The following is a 23421-nucleotide window of genomic DNA, read 5'->3' on the forward strand; positions in this document are numbered from 1 at the left end:
AGAAATCCGTGGGATATGTACGTAAAAACTTTACTTGAAAACGATTAAATCTGCGCACTGTGCGAATGTTAAAAAGCTCTGGCGTAAAATTTGTTGAAGCTTTGGACGGTCGACGCTTATATTTTAGCCATATTTCACAAGAGTCTTAGTCACAGATGAGAAGAATAAAAAGCTCGATTGAAAAATTTCGTTACCAAAAAAAGAGATAAAAAAAACCAGTCAAGTTGACTGGTTTTTTGTTTTAAACTTCTAAGCTATGTTTAGACTTAGAAAGTAGCCTTGAATGAAACGAACCAGTTTGTGCTGGTATCAAACACAGTTGGATAAGTGTTACCGTTTCCTAAAGCAGGACCTGCACCGGAATAAATTGGAGGCTGCTTACCAAGTAAGTTCAACACACCAGCGCGCAGCTGAAGATTGTCGTTCACATAGTAAGTACCGGTAAGGTCAATGTAATTTACCGTATCAAACTCAGACTCTAATGTATCTCCGGTGTCGTCATTATCTGTACCACCGAAATAACGCCATGTAGCAGTGATATCGATATCAAGAGGAGTACTCCAAGTTGCTAAGAAGCGATGACGGAACTCAGCATTTGGTGCGCCACACTCATTTCCGAAGAAACCGGCACATTCAATTGGTGTACCACCAGGGAATGGAACGGTATCAAGAGTATCAAGAATCGTTGCTGCATAATCTAGGTTGATAGAACCCATATCACTTACATCGAAGCTATAACCAACTTGAATATCGAAACCTGACGTTTCAAGAGTAGCAATGTTCAGGTTTGTTGCCTGGAAGCCTACACCTAAAGTGCCAGCCGCCAAGGTTCCAGACGGAGCACGGTTGATCAAACTACAGAACGTTGGGTCGCCTGTCTCCAAACACTCGTTGAAAACAGTTTGCGCTGGAATACCGGCTGAGATTGCATCTTCAACTTCAATATCGAAGTAATCAACACTGATTGATAATCCTTCAATTTGTGATGGAGTGTATACTACACCCAAAGTTACTGTGTCGGCAGTTTCAGGATCCAGTAATGGGTTACCACCAGTAATTGCCTGAGTCTGACCGGAAATTACATCAAGAATTGTACCGTACTGAGAAGCAGTAACGCCTGTTCTTTGACAAACTTCAAGTGACGCAATTGGGTTTGCTGATGCACAAGGGTCAAACAACTGTTCGCCAGCAGAGTTAACGCCTGCAGGGCTTAAGTTAAGTAGACCAGCATCTTGCGCGGTAAACAAATCAATTACGTTTGGTGCTCTAACAGCTCGCTGGAACTGTGCACGTAAACGTACATCTTCAACAGGTGCCCACGCTAGTGATAAACCGAAAGCATCGGTATCAAAGCTGTTTTCTACGCCATTACCAGAAGCATCATAGTCAGAGAAGCGATATTGACCACTGAAAGTAAGTTCTTCAACAAATGCAGCATCTTCAACTAAAGGTATTTGAACTTCTGCGAAGAACTCGCGAACTTCAATCTTACCAGATACTTCAGTAGTAGCGCCGCCCACACCGGTGAAACCACCACCAGGGATCTGGCTTATTTCATCTGGTGAAGAAGCAAGTTCGTCTTTACGATATTCCACACCAAACAATACACCAATGCCGCTTTCAGCAAACGGGCTATGAATACCATAGTCTCCTAGGTTAGCTTGGATATCTGCACCAAAAATCTTCTGTGAGGTTTCGCCATTAACAATACCAATACCTTGTATGAAATCCAACTGATCGTCTGTAACTAAAGACTCTCCACCAGATGTACGCTGGAAGATATTATAAGGTACACAGCCGCCGCTTTGATCGATACATACAACATTACCGGCTTCGTCGGTAGTGGCTAACAATGCTTGCTGTAGGTTATCGATTACAAAGTCGTTAGTCGCTGAGCTTTGATCACGCGTTTCAGAAATTTGACCAAAAGCATTCCAGGCCCAAATGTCGTCAATGAAACCTTTAAACCCACCAACAAAGCGCCAAGTGCTGTTTTCTAGTCTTGAATTACGTGAGCCACCTTCTACGTTTCGGTGAGAAGCAGTGATTCCGCTAACGATGTCGCCATTTGCGATATTATCCGCTGTACAGCCAAAGATGTCGGTGAATGCAACGCCAGAGTTCCCTTGAATAAGCGGGTTATCACAGTTTATGTCATATGCTCCGATACCAAATGAAGCACTAGGTGCAATTTGCGCATCAGACGTGTTGTTAACATATGAGAAGTCAGCGTAAGCTTCTAAATCGTCAGTGATTTCATAATCACCTTTCGCGTAGAAGTGATAGCGTTCTGATGGTCTTTGGAAGAAGTTGAACTGACCAAAGTTGAATGTTTGTGATGGACCACCTGCATAAGGAACGATATTACCGTTTGCTTCCTGGAAACCAAATCCGCCTGGACCGCCAAATAAACGGAAGTTTGCTGAACCTACGCAACCAAAACCACCGAAACTTTGGGCGCCGTTGCTTTGTCCTAGAGAACAAGCAGAATAAACACGGTCAGCCTGAATAACTTCATCTCGATCTTCATACTGAGCAAAAATTGTTACGTTACCACGACCGTCTGCTGTAGTAGCACCGAACATGGTGTAAATTTGTGTTTCTTCACCATCGAAACCAGAACTTGGCACCGGTTGGTCTGCAGCTTCTAACACGCTTGCCCAGAAATCATCGTCATTGCTGTTGTAGTTTGAGCTGAATTGACCACCAAACTCTACACCCTCAAAATCATCACGAAGTATAAAGTTTGCAACACCACCTACCGCATCAGAACCATATACCGCAGATGCACCACCTGTCAGGATGTCAACGCGCTCAAGCATTTGAGTAGGAACCAAGTCCACGTTTGCTGCACTAATTTGCGATGAACCGTAAGGAAGACGCTTACCGTCAATCAACACCAAAGTACGGTTTGCGCCCAAACCACGAAGGTTAAGGGTTGCCGTACCCGATGCACCGTTTGATACTTCTGATGCTTGTCCAGCAAACACCTGAGGAAGAACGTTAACAAAGTCTTCTACACGAAGGTTTCCACGAAAACCAGCTTCTTCACCAGATACGCTTAGTACAGGTGTTGCTGCAGCAAGGTTTGAGTTAGATAAAAGACGAGAACCCGTAACCTGGATTTTCTCGACATCCTCTTCTGTCTCTTCTTCCTGTGCTAACACAGAACCAGAGAGGGTAATCGCTGACGCAGCACCAAAGGCGCAAGCCAGCCTTACAGCTTTGGCTAATCTATTATTTGTAAACATGCATGTCTCCCTAGACATTATTATTATTTATCAATTTCGTATTGATTTATATAACATGAACTTTCGTTCAATGAACATAATATATACACATAAGTGCTAAATGGTCAATGGCAAAAAGTAGTCTTTACATGCTGATGTTTCACACTTTAAGTTAAATTTTAGACTGCAATTAACATATTTCATCTTCAGTCGATAAGTATGAGAATTGAACAAAACAGCTATGTCGGGGAAATATAAGGTGAAATTACATAATGATATTCATAACTTTTATGAACAAATGATGCTCGAGAAGTTAGAACAAATGGAACTTGTAAAAAACAAAGATGATGAACAAATTGCAGACCTTTGTTGTTTAGTTCTTAACCAACTTCCTCCGCGCTACATACGACACAATGTGGATATGGCCTTTTATTTGCCAAATTCAGAGCGGCAGCAAATGGAAATGAATGTTGAAAACGCCATTCGGTCGGCATTGAAGTTTCTGGATAAAAATGAATAAAAGTGGTGGCAGACCTCAGCCCGTTCCCGGCACATGAGTCCCCTAGTACGGCTGCTCCCTTCCGGGCCTGACCGGGTTCCTAAGTTGTCATTGCGGGAGAACTAAGGCCTACCATAGAACTAATTTTATTACTGCATTTTCAGCAGGCGCGCATTATGACGAACTAAGCGCGCCCTTGCAAGCATAGCATCAACTGAATTTAAACTTTTCTTCTGCAAGAATGTTTGCCACTTCTTCGCTTGGCTTTTTCTCAGTTTGTGAACGTGTAATGATATTTTTAACCGTATCGCCAATTTGCTCTAACTGCGCGCGTAATGCCTGTGCACTACTCTCATTGCGCTGATGATAAATATCGATAATTCCGCCTGCATTAATCACATAATCGGGTACGTAAACAATATTTTTTTCAAGCAGAAGCTTATCCATTTGTTTGCTCGCTAACTGGTTATTCGCAGCCCCAGCAATAATTGGCGCTTTTATTTCACTGATGCTTTTATCATTGATTGCCCCTCCCATTGCGCAAGGTGCAAAGACATCAGCTTCCATCGCATGAATTTCTTGCGGGTCTACTACACGCGCGCCTAATTCATTTTTGGCGATCTCAACCCCCTCATTGAAAATATCCGCAACTATCAGGTTTGCTCCCGCTTTGTGAAGATGACGAGCAAGGCGCAAACCAACATGCCCCACTCCCTGAATAGCCACCGTCTTTCCTTTTAATGAAGAATTCATGACATGCTCTACAGCGGCCTTTACTCCCATATACACACCATAGGCCGTTGATGGAGCAGGATTTCCATCGGCAGGGCTCCCATCGTAAGCAAATTTTGCTGATGTCCCGGCTACGTGGTGGCTTTGCGTAGCCATATACTGCAAATCCTGTACGCTAATACCGGAATCTTCTGCAATCACATACTGTCCTTTAAAGGTATCGACCGCCTTACCCATAGCATACATTAACGCTTGAGTTTTATCGTGTCGTGGATTACCAATAATGACCGCTTTACCGCCACCCTGTGGCAAGCCCGCCATTGCGGCTTTGTAGGTCATTCCTTTAGATAAACGAAGCACATCGGTAAGTGCCTCCTGCGAATTCGCATAAGGCCACATACGGCATCCGCCGAGACTAGCGCCAAGCTTAGTGTTATGTACGGCAATAATCGCGCTTAAACCAGATTCTGCGTCGTGAAAAAAGGAAACTTGCTCATGCTGATCAAAATCAGGATGTTCAAAAAGCGACATTATTAGACCTCTGTTGTTATTGTTATAAATGCCTGATTGACTCTCAATCAGCCTGCCATAGTATCTGACAATGCTGAGGACAGTTATTGCATAAATCAAGGCTATACATTTTATTTTGTTAAAAAAGTATTTTTATTGTTTCCACTTTATAGGATAAGCATCCTATAATAGAGCGGAATATTAAAACTGGTGCTTAGAAGCCATTCGCTTACTTTTGATCCTCTACGTGCGAAAGTTAGGCGCACAAATTAAAATGCGAAGCACTTCTTAAGTTTTTCACCCAATTGAGTCGCACAGGTTTATGAAATTAGATAAGTTTGATCGTGAAATATTAAGAGTCATGCAAAAGGATGCCACCGTATCAATGGCTGAACTTTCACAATATGTCGGTTTATCACACACTCCATGCTGGCGTCGTGTCAAACGAATGGAAGCTGAAGGTATTATACGCCAAAAAGTAACACTGCTAGACGCTAAAAAGCTCAATCTTGGCGTTTCTGTTTTTATTTATGTCACGCTTAAAAATCATGACGGGGACTCGCTCACAAAATTTGAGAACGCAGTGCAAGACATTGATGAAATCATCGAATGCCATACCACAAGCGGTGAAAAGGATTATCTTCTAAAAGTGATTGTCAGAAGCATAGAAGAATACGAGCATCTTCTTAAAAGCCGTTTGACTTCCTTGCCATTAGTTGACCATTTGAGTTCAACTTTTGCTCTAAAGCAGGTAAAGAACACCACACAGCTGCCGATTTAAGACATAAGCAAAGACATCTTTATCGACCAATATTAAGGTGATGAGGATGTCTTTTCACTTAAACCTATCTTTATCCGAACCTTGCTTTTTCGCATCTAGCTATGCTAACTGTGCGCATCCGCCTGATTTTCTGGCATGGCTTTTTCAAATGCTTCAAGCGCCAAACAATTATCATAGATTTTGGAAATTAGCTTAAATTGCTCAGTTTTAACGCCAAAACGTAGCGCGTTATATACCTGAGGCACGATGCACACGTCTGCCAGTGTGACCTGATAACCATATGCGAATTTACCCGCTCGTGTCTCAAGTTTTCTCTCTAGTGCGGTAAAACCTTCCTCTATCCAATATTTGGCCCACGATTTAACAGCGTCATCATCCGCATTAAATTCGTCACGTAACTTATTCAGCACGCGTAAATTAGCGAGCGGTTGAGTATCGCAAGCGATTTCATAAGCGAGCATGCGAACTCTCGCCCTGTCCTGAGCATGTTCAGGGATCAGGCGATTGGGTTTGGGATATTTTTCGTCAAGATACTCAATGATCGCAAGAGATTGATTGAGCATGATATCGGCGTCTGTATCAACGAAGGTGGGTACAAGTTTGCTTGGATTCAGTTGCTGGTATGTTTCGCTTTTTTGCTCGCCACCATTTTTAACCAAATGCACCGGCACATACTCAAAGTCCAGGGCCTTTAAGTTAAGGGCTATTCGAACACGGTAGGAAGCTGATGAACGCCAGTAGCCGTATAATTTTAAACTCATTTAAGCTCTCTTGTTTTGTTAACTTTAGTCTTGTTGTATTAGTTATGGGTGTTGTAATTAGTGCAATAGTAAAACGCATCCGCTCTGAATTTTCAAAGCGGATGATCCCTTAATTCTTCACACTAATACTTCACAGTGGTCTTGTTGATTCCGTATTCTCTTAGTTTATTCGCAATTGCGGTATGACTTAAGCCTAGCTTGCGTGCGAGCTGCCGAGTGCTCGGATAAGAGGGATAAAGTCGTCGCAGCATATCCTTTTCAAACTTTTTAACCTCTTGCTCCAATGTACCGTCAAAGTTTTCATCAATGTAAGTAACGGTTGCACTGCAAGAAGGTACCTGAATGGCTTCTTTTGTAATTTCACTACCTTCCATCAAAGAGATGGCGCGATATAGCGCGTTTTTTAACTGACGAATGTTACCCGGCCACGGATAGCCCTGTAGATACTCGACACAGGATTTGCTGAGTTTGGGTACTTCAATACCCAGCTTTTTGCTGTGTTGCAATAAAATACGATTCGCCAAAGAAACGATGTCGGCTTTTCGCTCCCTAAGGGGCGGTACAACAAGCGACAATACATTTAATCGATAATATAAATCTTCTCTGAACGACCCCTCTTCAACGCAATCGGCGAGATCTTTACACGTAGTACAAATAATTCTGCAATCTATAGACTTTACCCGACTATCGCCAACCTGATGATAAGTACCATACTCTAAAACACGCAACAGTTTGGCTTGAAGTTGTGCAGACATTTCACTCACTTCGTCAAATAAAAGCGTGCCACCGGCAGCTTGTTCAAATAATCCCGATTTTCCATTTTCCTGTTTAAACGCGCCTGGCGCATACCCAAATAATTCGGTTTCCAATACATCATCGGGTAATGAAGCGCAGTTCACTGATACAAACTCACCTTCACTGCGGCGCGAATTATCATGACAGGCTTTTGCAAGTTGCTCTTTTCCGGTTCCGGTTTCGCCGGTTATGAGAATATTACCGTCTAGTTCCGACATGCGTTTAGCTTCTCTAATCACCTTTTTCATGGCGTTAGAATGGGCATCAAACGCATCAAAACTGTTGCTTGCGCTTCTGTGAAATATAGTCATTTGCTGACCTAAGCGAACTTCTGACTTGAGCATGACTACTGCACCGGCCAAAATCGATTTGTCTGAGTCGGGTACATCTACCGGAAGTAAATCTGCAATATAATCTTGCTCTATGAATTTCACACGTTGCGTTTGCGCATAAATTTCTTTGCCCTCAAGCCATTTGGTAAAATTGAAACCGGTGATCACTTCATCAATATGCATACCGATGATGTCTTTAGCTTCAAGCTCTAAGCCTCGTTTAACAGCATCATTGAAAAGTATCACTTTGCCGTGTGTATCAATTGATAAAACCGGATCCGGGAGTGTCTGCAATATTGCCCGAAGCTGATTACGCTCCCTTTGAATGGGCATGAAAGGCGTAGTTTTTACGTCAGTGATTCCGTCGACGCGTCGCAATTTCTGCATTAAAACCTGAAAATCGGTAAACTCAATGGTAGGAAAATCGAGAAAAATTTTACCCATAGCATCAATTTCAATACCACGTAAATCAATATGGTAATCTGTGAGTATATCAAGCACGTCCTGCGTGATGCCTAATCTGTCTTCACAACTAATTTCCAAACGCATAAACTGATTGTCCTGTAGAAATTTTGAAGCACTGTGAGTATCAAAACGAGTGCAATATAAATGTGTAAACCAAGCTTAACTTGTACACAATTAAATACGCGCAGGGGCATCCCTAGATCACCCGCAATGGCTCTCAATAGGTGACATTTTTGTAATGTTGTAGGATGTGAAATCAGCGAAGTGTAATTGATGAAAGCGCCTCAAAAAAAGACCGAGGCGCCTTTAACTGTGCGTTTTAACTTGCTTGTTTTAATTTGGGTGGAAATTTAGGTTCAAAGAGGCCTAACGCTTTCGCTTGCTCGACTAAGGACATTATGTCTAATTCAGCCAAATCAAACAGCTGATTAAAGCGCTCCAGTTGAAAATATATGGGCTGCATGATGTCAATGCGATAAGGAGTACGCAGTACATCAAGTGGCACTAAATCGACGCGCTCTGGCTTATCGCTTTCTAGTGCATAAATCGTCTCGCCAGGAGATGACAATATGCCTCCGCCATAAATACGCAAGCCTTCATCGGTATTGACTAATCCGAACTCCACTGTGAACCAATACAGTCTGGCTAAATAAGCGCGGTCTTCTTTATTGGCAGCAAGCCCGAGTTTACCATAGGTATGCGTAAAATGCGCAAATGCTGGATTAGTAAGGAGTGGACAGTGGCCAAATATTTCATGAAATACGTCAGGCTCTTGCAGATAATCAAATTCCTCCTCGCTTCGGATGAAAGTCGCGACCGGGAACTGCTTGTTTGCCAAGAGCGTAAAAAACTCGGTGAAATTGATAAGCGCAGGAACTGGCGCTGTTTTCCAGCCAGTAGTTTCTTGTAACACCTTATCAATATCAGGTAATTGCGGAATTTTGTCCGCAGGCATATTCAATAAAGAAATGCCTTGCATATATTCATTGCACGCACGTCCTTTGAGCAATTCTATTTGTCGATGATATAAACGAGACCAGCGCTCGTTTTCATCTTTTGACCATTCAATAAAACCGTCTTCATTTACTTGCTTTGAAACATACTTCGTTTGCTCTGACATAAATCGCTGTAAATTAGTTGAACACGACTATATGGTAATCAAAAAGTGTAAATAGTTAGACTCACCGCACCCAATCACATCTGGTATTACCAGTAGCTTTTGTAATATAATTTTTACATGCGCTTAACTTATCGCTCCCGCAAATCAGGCGTATTTCGACTTTAGACCGCCTCATTCACTTTAGTCTTTAACAAGCCATTGTGTTTAATAACACTCCTGATTTCATCAACACTTTGTGGGTCGTCGATAGTCGATGGAATATTCAATACTTCGTCGTCTGCAATTTGACGAAGCAATTTGCGAAGAATTTTTCCAGAACGTGTTTTAGGTAATCGACTTACTATCATTGTTCGCTTTAAGCAGGCAACAGCGCCAATGGAATGTCTCACCATAGCGACCAGCTCATCCTGCAGCCGTTCTTCAGTGATGTCGACACCGTCTTTTAACAAGGCTAGACCAATGGGTACCTGACCTTTCAGAGGATCGTGAATACCGATAACAGCGCACTCAGCAACCGCATCGTGAGAAGCAATCACTTCCTCCATTTCGCCTGTAGATAAGCGATGTCCCGCTACATTAATGACATCGTCAGTGCGCCCCATAATGAACAAATACCCATCTTCATCGATATATCCGCCATCGCCCGACGTATAAAACCCGGGATATTCACTTAAATAGCTTTGCTTAAAGCGCTCAAAATCCCCCCAAATGGTTGGTAGGCATCCTGGCGGAAGAGGTCGTTTTATTGCAATACTGCCTTGAACATTTGCACCAAGCGACTCGCCCATTGAGTTTAGGATTTGAATATTAAATCCCGGCACGGGGACTGTTGCACTGCCCGGTTTAACACTCATTGCCTCAAGCCCCAAACAATTCGCGCATATCGCCCAGCCGGTTTCTGTTTGCCACCAGTGATCTATCACAGGCTTTTTCGTATGCTTGTGTGTCCATTCGTAGGTTGGCGGATCAAGCCGCTCTCCTGCCATAAAAATTGTACGCAGACTGGAGAGGTCATATTTGGCCAACTCTTTCGCTTCAGGGTCTTCTTTGCGGATCGCTCTAAACGCAGTTGGAGCAGCAAACAGCGCAGTAACGCCGTATTCTTCAACTACCCGCCAAAATGCACCACTATCGGGTGTTCTTACTGGTTTTCCTTCATATAAGATAGTTGTACAACCGTGTATCAAAGGCGCATAAACAATGTAAGAGTGGCCAACGACCCAACCCACGTCAGATGCTGCCCAAAATACATCATCTTGGCTGATATCATAAACAGCAGACATCGAATACTTAAGCGCGACTGCATGAGAGGCGTTGTCTCTGACTACCCCTTTTGGTTTACCTGTAGTACCGGAAGTATATAAAATATATAGCGGGTCGCTACCCTGTATCTCAACCGGATCTGCCTTCTGTCCAGAGCGTTCAACAAAGGCCATTTGCTCGTGGTAATCCAGTTCGAATTCGCCATCTAGTTTGGCAGGACCTTGCTCTCTTTGTACGCAAATAATGTTTTCTACCGAGTGCTTAGCTTGCGAGATGGCCGCGTCTACCATAGGTTTATAGGCAATTATTTTGCTCACCTCTATTCCACAGGATGCCGTGATGAGCACCTTGGGTTTAGCATCATCAATCCTTACCGCTAGTTCGTTTGCAGCAAAGCCGCCAAATACAACAGAATGGATAGCGCCCAAACGAGCAACCGCAAGCATGGCAATTAGTGCTTGTGGGATCATGGGCATATAAATGACTACCGTATCCCCCTTCCCTACATGTTGATTAGCAAGTACTTGAGCGAAAAGTGCAACCTGATCACGCAGTTCCTGATAGCTATAGCGTTCTTTGCTTGCACTAACAGGCGAGTCGTAAATTAAAGCGGTTTTATTCCCTCGCCCCTGTTCCACATGGTAATCAAGAGCCAAATAAGAGGTATTTAAACGCGCGTCTGCAAACCATCTATCCGCGCCGTTTTCATCCTGACTCAGAATAGTTTGGGGTGATTTATACCAAGAGAGAGCTTTAGCTTTATCTGCCCAGAACTTAACTGGGTTTTGGATGGATGCGTTATATTCTTTCTGATAAGACATACATTCTGCCGCCTGTAGTGGAAAATCTATCATGTGAGTGCCTTTAGATTGGCGATACTGATAGAATTTAATTATTTAAACGTTAGCAGCAGGTTAACCAATTGTGAGCCGTTCTCTAATAATACTATTGGCTAATAATGCATTTTCCGAATCTGCATAAAAAAACCCCTCATTAGCAATTATGAGAGGTTTTTGTATGAATACAGGCTATCTGATTAGCGGAAAGGCATGCCTAGACTTTAGTCTAGTAAGGGAGGAGCAACGCGTTTACAGTCGATTAATTTCTCTTTTTAACTGGAACTCGTTGCTGGTGACATAGCTTTCCAATTTGCGCAAACGATTCTCACTTCTGATAAAACGCTGCTGAATATTCGTGAAAGCTTGTTTGGGTGGCATTCCCGCTTCCCATACTTTCGACTTCACGTGCACTTTATCATCTGTACTCCCACCATTCGCATTTGTATAACCCTTACCTACATACTGACCACCCTGATTTCCCGATGGTACGTAGCTATTACCTTGAGTATGAGCAAAATCGTGTGGTTTTTTTTCCAATATTAACCAAGCTGCGATATATACCACTAAAACGAACAGACCACTGGTAAGCAAAAAAGCAGTAAAGGTCAGAATGCGGACTAGCCATGTTTCTATATTTAAATATTCAGCTAAACCAGCGCATACTCCGCCGAGTTTTCCTCTTTGAGGATCTCTATATAAGCTGCGTTTTGTATTCATGCTCGTTCTCTCCAGTTAGGTGACTCAGAGTCCAAAATAGCTTCCAAGGTTTTAATTCGCTCAGACATCTGCTCTTCTTTTGTGGCCAACTCTTGCAATAAATGCATCTCGTTTTGACTCAATCCTTGACTGACGTGTTTTTTACTGCGGTAGTGAAGTATTAACCAAATGGGTGCAACAAACAGTGTAAATATGATGAGTGATGAACCTGTTAATATGACAAATAGCTCTTCCATTTGAATTCTCCTCGAAACCTTGCTTCTTCTCGCTAATGTAAATCTTTATAAAAATTGCCTTGATTGAGGTCTCTCATATATTCCTGATACAAGAGACCTTAAAAAAGTATAGCTTACGCTTTTTTCGATTTGGATTTAACTTCCGTCACACTAGCTGATTTTTTAGCCGCGCTCGTTCCACTATCGTTACTACCCTGCATTTTTTTCTTCAATGCGGCTAACTCATCATCAATTTTGCCGTCTGACTCCAAATCAGCAAATTCATCTTTAAGCGAGCGCTTGCCGACATCATAAGACTCTACCTGAGACTCTAGATCGTCTATCTTACGTTCAAATTGTTCAAACTTTCCCATCGCAGCATCTACAGTGCCTGAGTCTAAGCGTTTTTTCACCTGTAAGCGTGAGCTTACTGTGTTTTGACGCATAATAATCGTTTTTTGGCGACTCTTCGCGTCAGCTAGCTTGTCTTGCAGCTGTGATGTTTCACTTTGCAGTTTAGACAACTCTTCTTCAATAATTTGAAGTTCGTGCTGTAAAGACTCAGCCGCTTCGTTCGCTTTAGATTTCTCTTGCAAAGCAGCGCGGGCTAAATCTTCTCTATCCTTAGAAAGCGCCAACTCTGCTTTACTTTCCCAGTCATTGGCTTCTGCCTTTAATTTGTTGATTTGATGCGTAACGTCCTTTTTCGCTGCAATTGTTTTGGCAGAGGCGCTTCGAACTTCAACCAACGTGTCTTCCATTTCCTGAATAATTAAACGCACCATTTTTTCAGGATCTTCTGCTTTATCAAGCAGTGCATTTATATTCGAATTAATAATATCCGTAAAACGTGAAAATATACCCATGGTAACTTACCTCTTGTCGTATAATAAACGGTGAATCGTTTTTACTTAAATTCGGTGTTTTTATTTCTCTTAGCCTTTGTTATACAAATACTCTGCCAAGTTATCAATAACGCATAAACTCATGAATTTATTATCTATTTTATTTTTAAAAGAAATAGTAGGGTTATCTCTTTTTTTAAAGTACACTATTATTTAGTCGATTTGACTAACTCTTAAGGATTCCTGCGTGAGCGTATTTTCTCAATCTGATAATCTGATAGGCGAAGCCAATTCTTTCCTTGAAGTACTCGAACAAATATCACAGGTTGCCCCACTGGATAAACCGGTACTGGTCATTGGTGAAAGAGGAACCGGTAAAGAGCTTGTTGCTGCAAGGTTGCATTTTCTTTCAAAGCGTTGGGAGCAGAACTATGTCAAACTCAACTGCGCCGCCTTAAACGATAATTTACTTGAAAGTGAGCTTTTTGGTTACGAAGCCGGCGCATTTACCGGTGCAAGTAAACGCCGCGAAGGTCGCTTTGAGTACGCAGACCAGGGCACGCTATTTTTAGATGAACTAGCCAATACCTCTCCACTTATTCAGGAAAAACTGTTAAGAGTAATTGAATATGGTGAATTTGAGCGCGTTGGAGGGACTAAGACAGTAAAAGTTGATGTTCGTCTCATCGCGGCAACTAATGAAGATTTGCCTACCCTTGCTGAGCGAGGTGAGTTTCGCGCTGATTTACTCGATCGGCTTGCGTTTGATGTTGTAACAATCCCGCCGCTTAGAGAACGAAAAGAAGATATTTTAAGATTGGCTGAGCATTTCGCCATCAATATGGCGCGTGAGCTTGAAATGGAACTATTTAGTGGTTTCAGCAAGCGAGCCAAAGAGATCTTGCTCGATTACAGCTGGCCGGGCAACATTCGGGAGCTGAAAAACGTTGTTGAAAGAGCAGTCTACCGGAACTCTCCGCATTTACCGGTGCACGATATTGTTATTGACCCCTTCGAATCCAAATATCGCCCAACCAGTCGGATAAAAGCGCCTACACAAGTTAGCGTGGTGCCAAACAATACAGATAAACAACACATCAAGGACGCTAGCTTTTATTCGTCGTCAGCAGAAGGCGAAAATACGGTTAGTCACAGCAATTACGGCAGTACGCAGAATGCTGCTCAAAGCAAAATGAACAGCACAGTAAGCGCACAGCATGCATTTTCACCTGCTTTTCCGCTTGATCTCAAGCAGGTTTCCCAAGAGTATGAAATACAACTGATCAAACAAGCCTTAAAAGATTCACAGTTTAATCAGAAAAAGACTGCAGAAAAGCTTTCATTGACCTATCATCAGCTAAGAGGATACTTGAAAAAGTACAATTTACTCGATAGTCATGACAAAGCAACGAACTAGCAAGACCATGCTCAGCATCAAAGCGCGTAAAGGTGATAAATTTGCCCTGATTAAGGCCACATTTCTTGCTTGCGCATGCTTGTTTGTTGCTGCATGCGGTAAACCTGCGCCCCATGGCGTGAACGCAATTACGTTTTGCTCCGAGAGTAATCCAGCTTCGTTCAATCCTCAACTCGATACGTCTAGCACAACAGCAGATGCCTCTGCCCATCAAATATACGACCGCTTGTTAGAGTTCAACCCAAGTGATGGACGCATTGAGCCAAGTCTCGCAAGCAGTTACTCAGTAAGTGAAGATGGCCTGACCTATACCTTTCAGTTACGCAAGGATGTCAGTTTTCATGAAACTGATTATTTTACGCCTACACGCAACTTTAATGCAGATGATGTGATTTTCAGCATCGAACGATGGCGAAATGCCGCTCATCCATACCATGATGTAAACGGCGGCTTTTATCCGTATTTTGATAGTTTACGACTGGATCAGCGAATTAAAAGCGTCGAACGCATAAATGGTTACCGGGTTGAAATCACCCTGTTTAAACCAGACAGCTCATTTTTAGCGAATTTGGCCACCGACTTTGCCGTTATTTTGTCTGAAGAGTACGCCATAAAATTAATGACTGAAGGCCGGCCGGCTGAAATTGACAGACTACCTATTGGCACAGGCCCTTACAAATTTAGAGAGTTTAGACAAAATCAATATATTCGATTTACAAGAAACGAAAATTACTTTTTACCAACTACTGGCCCCGATCAATTGGTGTTTGATATTACCAGCAAGGCCAGTTTACGCATGGCCAAATTGATCACAGGCGAGTGTGATGCCGTTGCTTTTCCCTCTCAAAGCGACTTGGCCGTTATTGAAGAACGTACGGATCTTACCCTGCTAGAAAAACCGGGATTAAATGTTGGCTTTTGGGCATTTAATGCCAGTAAAGCGCCTTTTGATAACCCAAAAGTGCGAACGGCGCTTGCTTTAGCTGTTGATAAAACATCGTTGCTTGAGGCGGTATATTTAGGGCAGGCGACAAGAGCTAAGAGTTTGGTTCCCTCTGCTTCCTGGGCTTATCAGTCCAATGCCAGAGAGCTCGGTTATAACCCTGTTCGCGCCAGAGAACTTTTGGATGAAGCCGGTATACCTTACGATTTTTCTATGGACATCTGGGCTATGCCGGTGCAGCGAGCCTACAACCCTAATGCACTTAAGATGGCACAGCTAATTAAAAGCTATCTGGCGGATGTTGGTGTTCGAGTAAACATCATAAGCTATGATTGGAATATTTTCCGTGAAAACTTAAGGTTGGGACTACACGATTCAGTTCTTATTGGATGGAATGCTGACAACGGCGACCCTGACAATTTTTATCGACCACTTTTAACCTGCGATGCCATTCCCTCGGGTACCAATCGTGCAATGTGGTGTAACAAGCAATATGATGCTTTAATCGAGCAAGCGCTTTTGACCGATGATTTTGAAGCGCGTACGCAAATTTATCATCAGGCAAATGCATTAATATTCGAACAAATGCCCTTAATGCCAATTGCCCATGCCTTTCAATATCAAGCCGTACGCAACGACATCGGCAACATGCAAATAAACCCCTATGGCGGTATTCGATTTGACACGGTAGAAAGAATACGAAGAGGAGATAGCCAGACTTTTGAATTATCAATACAAACGCAAAATGAAAATAAAGATGACGATGAGGATCGTAACTAAATGCTTAAGTTGCTAGTTCGTTATCTTAACTTGATGGTGTTGACCATTTTCGCGCTTGTGCTTTTGTCATTTTTCCTGCCTTTTTTATTTCCCGGAGATACGCTAACCAATATCTCTGGCATTGTTGCACAAAGCGCTGAACAAAGAGCTGCATTAGAAGGCGTATATCAGCTTGATAAGTCTGTTTTTCATCAGTTTGCGTTTTACATTGAAAGTCTGATAACTGGAAATTGGGGAATTAGTTTATCGGATCGGGCAAACTTATATGATGATATACAGCTTGCTTTCCCTGCTACCTTGGAGCTTGTTGCTTATGCCTTATTTGTTTCGATAGTTATAGGGATTCCGCTCGGTTTTTTAAGCGGATTAAAAAATCACAATCCGGCGGACTTCTCTGTTGTAACATTTAGTATCGTGGGCTATTCATTTCCGGTGTTCTGGTTAGCTTTGATTTTTATTACCATTTTCTGCCTGCAGTTAGAGTGGTTGCCCTTATCAGGGCGCATCGATTTACTATTTGATGTGCCCGTCAACACGGGTTTTATACTCATTGACATTGCCCTGTCTGATATCAGCAATAAATACGACGCGTATTTGGATGCTTTACGCCACCTGATCTTACCTACTGCGTCAGTGGCGATAGTGACTACTGCCTTATTTATTCGCTTTACCCGCCGCAGTATCATGGATGTAATGAAAAAAGACTACATTGTGGCAGCTAAGTCACGTGGTTTCACTCAAAGTCAGATATTCTTTAAACATGCGTTTAAAAATGCCTTGCTGCCTATTTTGCCAATGTTAGCGCTTCAAGTTTCAACCTTGATCACCAATGTCATGATTATCGAAACCATATTTTCGTGGCCTGGCGTGGGTCGCTGGCTAATTCAGGCGATTTATCAACAGGACTACCCTGCCATTCGTATTGGGATGCTCATTGTGTCATTATTTGTGATGAGCTTAACCATTACTATCGAATTTATCACCCGTGCCATTGATCCGGCGCGTGAGCGAGCAGAAAGTGCAACGATTTAGCCTGTATCAGGAAGAGTATCATCCTTCGCCGCTGATAAACGTTTGGTTGGAGTTTAAGCGCAGCCACATCGCTTTGGCGGGCTTTATTTTGCTCGTGGTGTTTTTAATCATCGCGATTTTAGCGCCAATTCTTGCGCCTTATGATCCTCAGCTTCAAAATACGAATGCTATTTTATTGCCACCTGTATGGGAACCAAACGGAACCGTAGGACATTTGCTTGGCACTGATAGTTTAGGACGCGATGTGTTCTCCAGACTTTTATATGGAAGTCGCACAACGTTTGGAAGCTCCCTACTTATTGTTGTGATATCTGTATTTATCGGAGTGGGGCTAGGCGCATTAGCGGGCGTGTTAAGTGGCGTGCGCTCCAGCGTGGTCAATCACCTTCTAGACTCAATAATGTCTATTCCGACCTTACTCATTGCTATAGTGATTGTTGCCATAATGGGTACCGGCTTGTTTAATGCAATGTTGGCTATCACCCTCGCCCTCATTCCCCAGTTTGTCCACCAGACCAGAACCTTTGTTCGCAGTGAACTACAAAAAGACTATGTTCTTCTGGATAGATTAGACGGTGCGTCTTCAATGCGTATTTTTACACATTCGATTTTACCGGGCATGGTCGAATTGATTGTTGTACAGGCAACTATAGCGCTCTCAGTTGCCATACTGGATATATCTGCTCTGGGCTTTTTAAACCTGGCCGCGCAAGATCCTTCCATTGAACTTGGCCAAACGCTATCGCAAGGTTTAGAAGTCGCCTATGTAGCGCCCTGGCTCATTATTTTACCTGGCTTGTTTATTTTCTTGATGGTGCTAAGTGTAAATGTGGTGGGTGAAGGCTTACGCTCTGCCTTACGAAACAGGTTGCAACACTAATGGCTTTACTTGAAATTAAAAATCTGACGCTATATATCGATACCGGCGATGATACGACCGTCAAAGCCCTTGAAAAAGTGAATTTAACGCTGAACGAAGGTGAGATACGCGCGTTAGTAGGTGAGTCAGGCTCAGGAAAGAGTCTTGTTGTACGTTGCATCATTGGAGCAATCCCTGACTATTGGTCTATAAAGGCAGATCGCATTACCTATAATGGGCAAGACTTACTGAACATGAGTTACGAAAAACGTCGTCAAATCATGCGCAGGGAAATTGCGGTTGTATTTCAGGAGCCCACTTCCTCGCTCGACCCATCAGTAACGATTGGCGAACAGATTGAAGAAAGTATTCCGCCAGAATTTATCGATAAAGGCTGGTTTTGGGAAAAAAACAGGCAACGCAAACAAATTGCAATTGGCCTTATTCATAAAGTTGGCATCAGAGATCATGCCAGGTATTTAAACGCCTACCCTCACGAAATTCCAAAAGACGTGAGTCAAAAAATCATGATTGCAATGGCGCTTGCGTCAGAGCCTAAAATATTGATTGCCGATGACTCCACTCGAGGCATGGAAAGTACAACAAAAACCCAAATTTTGCGGCTTTTGGTAAAATTAAATAAAACCAAAAAACTCGCCATTTTATTTGTAAGCCACGATTTATTGGCCATCACCAGTATCGCCCAAAGCATGACCGTTTTATATTGCGGACAAACCGTAGAATCAGGCAAAACACGCTCATTGCTAAAGCGCCCCTTACATCCCTACACCAAAGCACTTTTAGACAGTGCACCGAGCTTTCAAGTATCGCTTGCACCCAAGTCACCTTTAGTAGCGCTCGATGGCACCATTCCAACTTTACAGCATTTGCCGGCAGGCTGCAGACTCGGCCCTCGATGCCCTAACGCCAGAAAAGAATGCGTTCAAGTACCGGCTCCTCGTTCAATTCAGGAGCATACATACAGTTGCCACTTCCCTCTTCATATGCCTGAAAAGCTTTCAACCAAGCCACCACGGATGGCGCAGGGTTTGACGGCAACATCGTATGAGGATGATTAAACATGACTAAAATTCTTAGTGTTAAGGACATTCGATACACCCACACAGTAAAACGCGGTGTGTTTAGTCCACTTCAGGTTTTTGAGCTGGGTCCAATCAGTTTTGATATGCACAGCGGTGAGACCATCGCGATTATTGGCAACAACGGCAGTGGTAAAAGTCTGTTAGCTAAAGCATTAGCGGGTGCAATTAGTATAGACTCAGGCACTATCGAAATTGATACTGAAGCCAAGCATGCGCAAGCCGTACGAATGATATTGCAGCACAGCAAAGATGCATTAAACCCTGCGCTTTCTATCGGTAGTATACTTACGCAAACTCTTACGCTAAATACGCAATTAAGCGAACATCAAAAGCGCGAGAAAATCGAAGAAACGCTAGTACGCGTGGGCCTGCTCCGCGAGCATTATTATTTCTACAGGCACATGCTTTCAGATGGTCAGCAGCAACGCGTTGCGTTAGCAAGAGCCTTATTGCTCGACCCTAAAATCATTGTGGCAGACGAACCTTTTGCTGCGCTTGACCCGTCAGTACGCTCGCAAACCATTAATTTAATACTCAAGCTGCAAAAAGAACTGGGCCTGGGTTTTGTGTTTATTTCGCACAATATTGGAATTGTGCGACATATTAGCGATAGAGTACTTGTGATGGATAAGGGTAAGGTCATTGAACAAGGCCCAACCAAAGATGTATTTATTGACCCGCAAGAGCCTTTGACACAAAAATTGATTCAGTCGCATTTTGCAATGGTAGAAAAGCATTTTGCGAATTTGTGACCAGCGCTTTAAATATGCCAAATAAGGGGCTTTCGTTTACCCGTAAAATAAGAAAAGCCCGCGTTAAGCGGGCTTTTGAATGACGTCGTACAAACGCATTTAAACGTTTAAATGCGGTTTAGTAGTCTACTGTTACTGTGTAAGAACCTGAATAAGCACCATCACCATAAGTAACGTCGGTCAATGCAGTAGTAATTTTACCACCCATTTTAAAGCCAACGGCACCAGTAGCATCAGTAATCATATTTGAAGTTCCAGACTGATCATAGGCGTCACCGTCGTTTGTACCACCAACAATTTCAAAGTTGGTCGCCGCAACAGATAAAGTAAAGGTCGCGCCTGGAGAAGCCGGATTAGTTAGGGTTGCCGTAGGGAGCGCACTTACTTTCAAAGCTGTAAATGGAGCAGCGCCGGTAATCGCATATTCAGCCGGAGCACCTGCTAAAATTTCAACAAAACTAGCTTCTGATGTACCTGTGCCGTCAACACCATCAACTAAATCGGCGGGGTTGCCATTAGCAAAAATTTCTGCAGAAGCACCAGTGGTGAAATCGTTTGTACCATCGTGAGCATACTGGACTCGATATGTACCAAAATCAATTGGCGCAACTTCTTGTAAAGTAAATGCGTTAGAAACAGTTACTGTGGCGACTGAATTAACAGACTCTTGTGCGAAAGCTTGCGAAGCCCCTAATGATAGTGATGTCGCAACTAACGCGATGTATAATTGATTGCGTTTAAACATGGAATTCTCCGATTGTTTTGAAAAATCTACGACACAGAAACGCAAGGAGACTCGCGACCTCTCTGTCTCTAACAAAGCAACTTTGCTTTGCAAAGGTTATTCAATCTAACCTACATGATTGTTATCGCCATGCTTTTAAAAAACATTAGAGACAATTTAAAAAAAACTTTCATTTATAGTTGTATTTGCTTCTCAGCAAAGATGACACCAGCATTTTCGGCTTGTCCTTCAAATTGCAATTTTAGAATACCTGAAATACTCTGAGGCGCTTCTAGCCATGTCAATTTCGCATTATATTCATTAGCCTCACCAAACACATTTACTCCGTTAAGCACAGCTACCTGCGAAAAGTTGTCAACACCTTCAGGCTTGAAAAAAGCATTGATTCTGCCATATGCCGAAAAGTCGCCCAACTTGTCTAAGCCAACATTCAGGTCTGCAAACTTATCACCCTCCTCAGGTGTTTGTGCAACCTCAATGTTCGTTATTGAAAAGTTCGGCGTTTCGTATCCAATATTCATCATTACCGGAATTGAATAACTTACAAGCACATGCAATTTCATTGAAATACCCTCTTCCGGAGCTTCAACTTCTTCCTCTGGAGGTAGAGCAGTAAAAAGTAGATGCGAGCGATATTCACCGCGAGGCATACCCGCTTTCCGCCTAGCCATAATTTTTACAACTTGACGCTCGCCCGGCTCTAGTCTGACCTGCCGAGGTGAAAAGCGCATATAATCACTAGCCTTATTTCGGCCTTGGGCTTCTTCCTCGCTCAGTATTTTATATCCACCAGTTGGAAGTTGCTGGTATTCTTTCCATTCAATTCGATAAGATCGCGGTTTGTTTCCTGCGTTTACTAACACCACCTGTTGAGTACGATCTCGATCAGAAAATACGACTCGTTTAGGGGTTACCAATAAATTAGCATGACTTAATATACTGCTCGTAAGTAAAACGGCTAAGACAAAGCATTGCAAAAGTTTCATTATTTGTACCTCTAATATAAAAATGTAACTTGATAGTTAATTCGATAGTCGGTTTGCGCAAAATTTAGCGAGCCATTACCTGACGTACTAAGTTTTGCTCCAATTTTTATTTCTGCTTCTCCGTTTGCATCAGCGACTACATATTCAGCGCTTTCGATTAAGGAAAAAGTTAAGGTTTCAGGAGAACTAGTAAGAGGCGACATTTGTGTCGCACTATGCGATATGGCAATACTCACGCCTGTATTTGGAGCCAAGCCATCTATTAAAAAATGTGCGGGCTGAGGAGGGATCACAACTCGAAAATGTGAAGTACTGGTAACATTCCCGAATTTATCAACAATAATATCGCCTACGGAGCTATTATCTACTAGCGCAATTGTTCCAAAATTTAAGCTTTGCAGTTCAGTGATATTCGCTTGGGTGCAACCTGAATATACGCAGCCAATTAGGAAAGTTAAAAACCTCATCTGTTTCACAATATTGCTTTTCCTTCGAACTTAATGACTCTGCAATATGCCCCTTGCTTGTCAAATAGTGAACAACGTGCTTCAGCACTTTGCTTATTTATAAAACCACCGATCCGTAAACTATAATATTCTTTAGAACTGACCGTCACTTTATCAACTGCCGGTATTAGTCCGCATACGTACTGCTTGTATTGTCTAGAGATCTCAGACCACCCTTTTTCTAGCATTAGTTCGCTTGAATATGAGGCTAGATGAAGTGCGTATCCCTGACCAGGTATTGTGGCAGCCGGTTCGCAGGTTTTGTCTGTTTGCGATTTGACCTGGTTATTATCTCTAGTTAAACGGGAAAATTTACTATCAATTGAACTTATGGAGCTTTTATCAAGCGTATGAATATTGGATTTCGTTGCATCAGTAGGTGGTCGCGTAGCGTTTTTAAGGTTTTTAGTTGTAATTGAGCTTGAAAGACTAGCTGCATAAGTAGTTAGCTGTGGCTTTATATTCGTTTTGCTCGCATTTTGCCTGTCGACATTTACATTAGCTATGTTGCGATTTTGTGTTTCTGTGTCCTTCAAATAGTTGGGAACAGAAGCAACGGCGCTTACCGTCAGTTCATTTTCTTTCTTACTTTCAGAAAGGCTTAATTCCAGATCGTCTGCAACGGTTTCAACGGCCAACTCAAGTGAGGGTACAACCGATCGAGTCTCTTGTGTTGGTGATATCACTTTTTTAGGACTTTCTGTCTCTAGTATTGCCAATTCAAGTTCTTCTAGCAATTGCTCGTCCGCAAAAACAGATTCCTCTTTTAATTTTTTAACTTCTTCTGGCGTGTCACTAAAATTTTCAGTCAAATCCTGCGATTCATCAAAACTCATGGTTTCAAATGCGTTTAGCTTTTCTTGCGATTGAACAAGTTGCTGAAGAGAAGCTGTGCTCGGAAGCGGCTTAGCCGCATTTTCGATATTTTCAAGAAAATATTTTAAGTCAGACTCAAGAGCAATAAGACTAACTAAAGCAGGCTTCATTGCCTCCCACTCTTGTGCGAGTGAAGTGAACTTTTGTTGCTCACTTATGTTGTCAATCTCGGCAATACTGTTTTGAAGTTTTGCATCGTCTGACTTTTCGGTCGTAACGCAAGAAGCGAGAACCGTAAGACTAATGATTGCAAAAAATAGGTTTAATATTCTTAAGCACATAGCATGGTCATATTTTTGACTGAAAAATTTTAATATA

Annotated in this window: 21 protein-coding genes and 1 other RNA gene; 8 read left to right on the forward strand and 14 right to left on the reverse strand. The window is 42.6% G+C overall.

What is annotated here, in order from left to right:
- Positions 1-266: 266 nt before the first annotated feature.
- Positions 267-3251, reverse strand: a complete 2985-nt coding sequence (locus D6V41_RS02615) for a TonB-dependent receptor plug domain-containing protein (protein ID WP_136249897.1) — start codon at positions 3249-3251, stop codon at positions 267-269.
- Between the two features lie 238 nt (positions 3252-3489).
- Between D6V41_RS02615 and D6V41_RS02620 the strand changes: the two genes are divergently transcribed.
- On the forward strand, positions 3490-3750 hold the full coding sequence (locus tag D6V41_RS02620; RefSeq protein WP_136249898.1) for a late competence development ComFB family protein: 261 nt from the start codon (positions 3490-3492) through the stop codon (positions 3748-3750).
- A gap of 10 nt (positions 3751-3760) precedes the next feature.
- Here the strand turns inward: D6V41_RS02620 and ffs are convergent.
- An RNA gene (gene ffs, locus D6V41_RS02625) (signal recognition particle sRNA small type) lies at positions 3761-3857 on the reverse strand.
- Positions 3858-3939: 82 nt separating this feature from the next.
- Positions 3940-4992: a Glu/Leu/Phe/Val dehydrogenase dimerization domain-containing protein gene (locus D6V41_RS02630; RefSeq protein ID WP_136249899.1), complete on the reverse strand. Its 1053-nt coding sequence runs from the start codon at positions 4990-4992 to the stop codon at positions 3940-3942.
- A 301-nt stretch (positions 4993-5293) separates the two neighbouring features.
- Between D6V41_RS02630 and D6V41_RS02635 the strand changes: the two genes are divergently transcribed.
- Positions 5294-5752 (forward strand): Lrp/AsnC family transcriptional regulator, encoded by a 459-nt coding sequence (locus D6V41_RS02635; protein ID WP_136249900.1) that lies wholly within the window; start codon positions 5294-5296, stop codon positions 5750-5752.
- 104 nt (positions 5753-5856) lie between these two features.
- Here the strand turns inward: D6V41_RS02635 and maiA are convergent, their stop codons facing one another.
- The 7 genes from maiA to pspA all read right to left on the reverse strand — a co-directional run bounded on the left by maiA (position 5857) and on the right by pspA (position 13125).
- Entirely contained in the window at positions 5857-6513 is a 657-nt protein-coding gene (gene maiA, locus D6V41_RS02640; RefSeq protein ID WP_136249901.1) for a maleylacetoacetate isomerase, read from the reverse strand.
- Positions 6514-6635: 122 nt separating this feature from the next.
- Positions 6636-8189 carry a transcriptional regulator TyrR gene (gene tyrR, locus D6V41_RS02645; protein ID WP_136249902.1) on the reverse strand — a complete coding sequence of 518 codons (1554 nt, stop codon included), beginning with the start codon at positions 8187-8189 and terminating at the stop codon, positions 6636-6638.
- Positions 8190-8424: 235 nt separating this feature from the next.
- Positions 8425-9225, reverse strand: a complete 801-nt coding sequence (gene phhA, locus D6V41_RS02650; protein WP_136249903.1) for a phenylalanine 4-monooxygenase — start codon at positions 9223-9225, stop codon at positions 8425-8427.
- Positions 9226-9386: 161 nt separating this feature from the next.
- Positions 9387-11309 carry a propionyl-CoA synthetase gene (locus D6V41_RS02655; protein ID WP_136250080.1) on the reverse strand — a complete coding sequence of 641 codons (1923 nt, stop codon included), beginning with the start codon at positions 11307-11309 and terminating at the stop codon, positions 9387-9389.
- Positions 11310-11576: 267 nt separating this feature from the next.
- Complete coding sequence (pspC, locus tag D6V41_RS02660) at positions 11577-12044, reverse strand: envelope stress response membrane protein PspC (RefSeq protein ID WP_136249904.1); 468 nt, start codon at positions 12042-12044, stop codon at positions 11577-11579.
- Entirely contained in the window at positions 12041-12280 is a 240-nt protein-coding gene (gene pspB, locus D6V41_RS02665) for an envelope stress response membrane protein PspB (RefSeq protein ID WP_136249905.1), read from the reverse strand. The genes pspC and pspB overlap by 4 nt, the downstream gene beginning before the upstream one ends.
- 113 nt (positions 12281-12393) lie before the next feature.
- Positions 12394-13125: a phage shock protein PspA gene (pspA, locus tag D6V41_RS02670; protein WP_136249906.1), complete on the reverse strand. Its 732-nt coding sequence runs from the start codon at positions 13123-13125 to the stop codon at positions 12394-12396.
- A 226-nt stretch (positions 13126-13351) separates the two neighbouring features.
- Between pspA and pspF the strand changes: the two genes are divergently transcribed.
- From pspF to D6V41_RS02700, 6 genes are read left to right on the forward strand one after another with little or no spacing between them, the layout of a single operon-like run.
- Entirely contained in the window at positions 13352-14521 is a 1170-nt protein-coding gene (pspF, locus tag D6V41_RS02675; protein WP_136249907.1) for a phage shock protein operon transcriptional activator, read from the forward strand.
- Complete coding sequence (locus D6V41_RS02680; protein WP_241664399.1) at positions 14502-16244, forward strand: ABC transporter substrate-binding protein; 1743 nt, start codon at positions 14502-14504, stop codon at positions 16242-16244. Before pspF ends, D6V41_RS02680 begins: the two co-directional genes overlap by 20 nt.
- Positions 16245-17276 (forward strand): ABC transporter permease, encoded by a 1032-nt coding sequence (locus tag D6V41_RS02685; RefSeq protein WP_136249908.1) that lies wholly within the window; start codon positions 16245-16247, stop codon positions 17274-17276. It begins immediately after the preceding gene.
- A complete protein-coding gene (locus D6V41_RS02690; protein ID WP_136249909.1) occupies positions 17263-18156 on the forward strand; it encodes an ABC transporter permease subunit in 894 nt (297 codons plus the stop codon). Before D6V41_RS02685 ends, D6V41_RS02690 begins: the two co-directional genes overlap by 14 nt.
- Positions 18156-19214 (forward strand): oligopeptide/dipeptide ABC transporter ATP-binding protein, encoded by a 1059-nt coding sequence (locus tag D6V41_RS02695; RefSeq protein WP_136249910.1) that lies wholly within the window; start codon positions 18156-18158, stop codon positions 19212-19214. Before D6V41_RS02690 ends, D6V41_RS02695 begins: the two co-directional genes overlap by 1 nt.
- Positions 19215-19216: 2 nt before the next feature.
- Positions 19217-19990 carry an ATP-binding cassette domain-containing protein gene (locus D6V41_RS02700; protein ID WP_136249911.1) on the forward strand — a complete coding sequence of 258 codons (774 nt, stop codon included), beginning with the start codon at positions 19217-19219 and terminating at the stop codon, positions 19988-19990.
- Between the two features lie 118 nt (positions 19991-20108).
- On the opposite strand, the gene D6V41_RS02705 is transcribed toward D6V41_RS02700, so the two are convergent.
- From D6V41_RS02705 to D6V41_RS02720, 4 genes are all read right to left on the reverse strand, one after another.
- Complete coding sequence (locus tag D6V41_RS02705; RefSeq protein WP_136249912.1) at positions 20109-20735, reverse strand: hypothetical protein; 627 nt, start codon at positions 20733-20735, stop codon at positions 20109-20111.
- Positions 20736-20908: 173 nt separating this feature from the next.
- Positions 20909-21721, reverse strand: a complete 813-nt coding sequence (locus D6V41_RS02710; RefSeq protein ID WP_136249913.1) for a fimbria/pilus periplasmic chaperone — start codon at positions 21719-21721, stop codon at positions 20909-20911.
- 11 nt (positions 21722-21732) lie between these two features.
- Positions 21733-22188 carry a DUF4402 domain-containing protein gene (locus D6V41_RS02715; RefSeq protein ID WP_241664413.1) on the reverse strand — a complete coding sequence of 152 codons (456 nt, stop codon included), beginning with the start codon at positions 22186-22188 and terminating at the stop codon, positions 21733-21735.
- Between the two features lie 5 nt (positions 22189-22193).
- Positions 22194-23384, reverse strand: a complete 1191-nt coding sequence (locus D6V41_RS02720; protein ID WP_136249915.1) for an SPOR domain-containing protein — start codon at positions 23382-23384, stop codon at positions 22194-22196.
- Positions 23385-23421: the final 37 nt, after the last annotated feature.

Source organism: Ningiella ruwaisensis (assembly GCF_004798935.1).
Classification (GTDB): Bacteria; Pseudomonadota; Gammaproteobacteria; order Enterobacterales; family Alteromonadaceae; genus Glaciecola; species Glaciecola ruwaisensis.

Bases quoted from the DNA above. Each gene is read 5' to 3' on its own strand.
- D6V41_RS02615 (WP_136249897.1), bottom strand. From the start codon at position 3,251: ATGTTTACAAATAATAGATTAGCCAAAGCTGTAAGGCTGGCTTGCGCC.
- D6V41_RS02630 (WP_136249899.1), bottom strand. From the start codon at position 4,992: ATGTCGCTTTTTGAACATCCTGATTTTGATCAGCATGAGCAAGTTTCC.
- D6V41_RS02635 (WP_136249900.1), top strand. From the start codon at position 5,294: ATGAAATTAGATAAGTTTGATCGTGAAATATTAAGAGTCATGCAAAAG.
- maiA (WP_136249901.1), bottom strand. From the start codon at position 6,513: ATGAGTTTAAAATTATACGGCTACTGGCGTTCATCAGCTTCCTACCGT.
- tyrR (WP_136249902.1), bottom strand. From the start codon at position 8,189: ATGCGTTTGGAAATTAGTTGTGAAGACAGATTAGGCATCACGCAGGAC.
- phhA (WP_136249903.1), bottom strand. From the start codon at position 9,225: ATGTCAGAGCAAACGAAGTATGTTTCAAAGCAAGTAAATGAAGACGGT.
- D6V41_RS02655 (WP_136250080.1), bottom strand. From the start codon at position 11,309: ATGTCTTATCAGAAAGAATATAACGCATCCATCCAAAACCCAGTTAAG.
- pspC (WP_136249904.1), bottom strand. From the start codon at position 12,044: ATGAATACAAAACGCAGCTTATATAGAGATCCTCAAAGAGGAAAACTC.
- pspB (WP_136249905.1), bottom strand. From the start codon at position 12,280: ATGGAAGAGCTATTTGTCATATTAACAGGTTCATCACTCATCATATTT.
- pspA (WP_136249906.1), bottom strand. From the start codon at position 13,125: ATGGGTATATTTTCACGTTTTACGGATATTATTAATTCGAATATAAAT.
- D6V41_RS02680 (WP_241664399.1), top strand. From the start codon at position 14,502: ATGACAAAGCAACGAACTAGCAAGACCATGCTCAGCATCAAAGCGCGT.
- D6V41_RS02685 (WP_136249908.1), top strand. From the start codon at position 16,245: ATGCTTAAGTTGCTAGTTCGTTATCTTAACTTGATGGTGTTGACCATT.
- D6V41_RS02695 (WP_136249910.1), top strand. From the start codon at position 18,156: ATGGCTTTACTTGAAATTAAAAATCTGACGCTATATATCGATACCGGC.
- D6V41_RS02700 (WP_136249911.1), top strand. From the start codon at position 19,217: ATGACTAAAATTCTTAGTGTTAAGGACATTCGATACACCCACACAGTA.
- D6V41_RS02705 (WP_136249912.1), bottom strand. From the start codon at position 20,735: ATGTTTAAACGCAATCAATTATACATCGCGTTAGTTGCGACATCACTA.
- D6V41_RS02710 (WP_136249913.1), bottom strand. From the start codon at position 21,721: ATGAAACTTTTGCAATGCTTTGTCTTAGCCGTTTTACTTACGAGCAGT.
- D6V41_RS02715 (WP_241664413.1), bottom strand. From the start codon at position 22,188: ATGAGGTTTTTAACTTTCCTAATTGGCTGCGTATATTCAGGTTGCACC.
- D6V41_RS02720 (WP_136249915.1), bottom strand. From the start codon at position 23,384: ATGTGCTTAAGAATATTAAACCTATTTTTTGCAATCATTAGTCTTACG.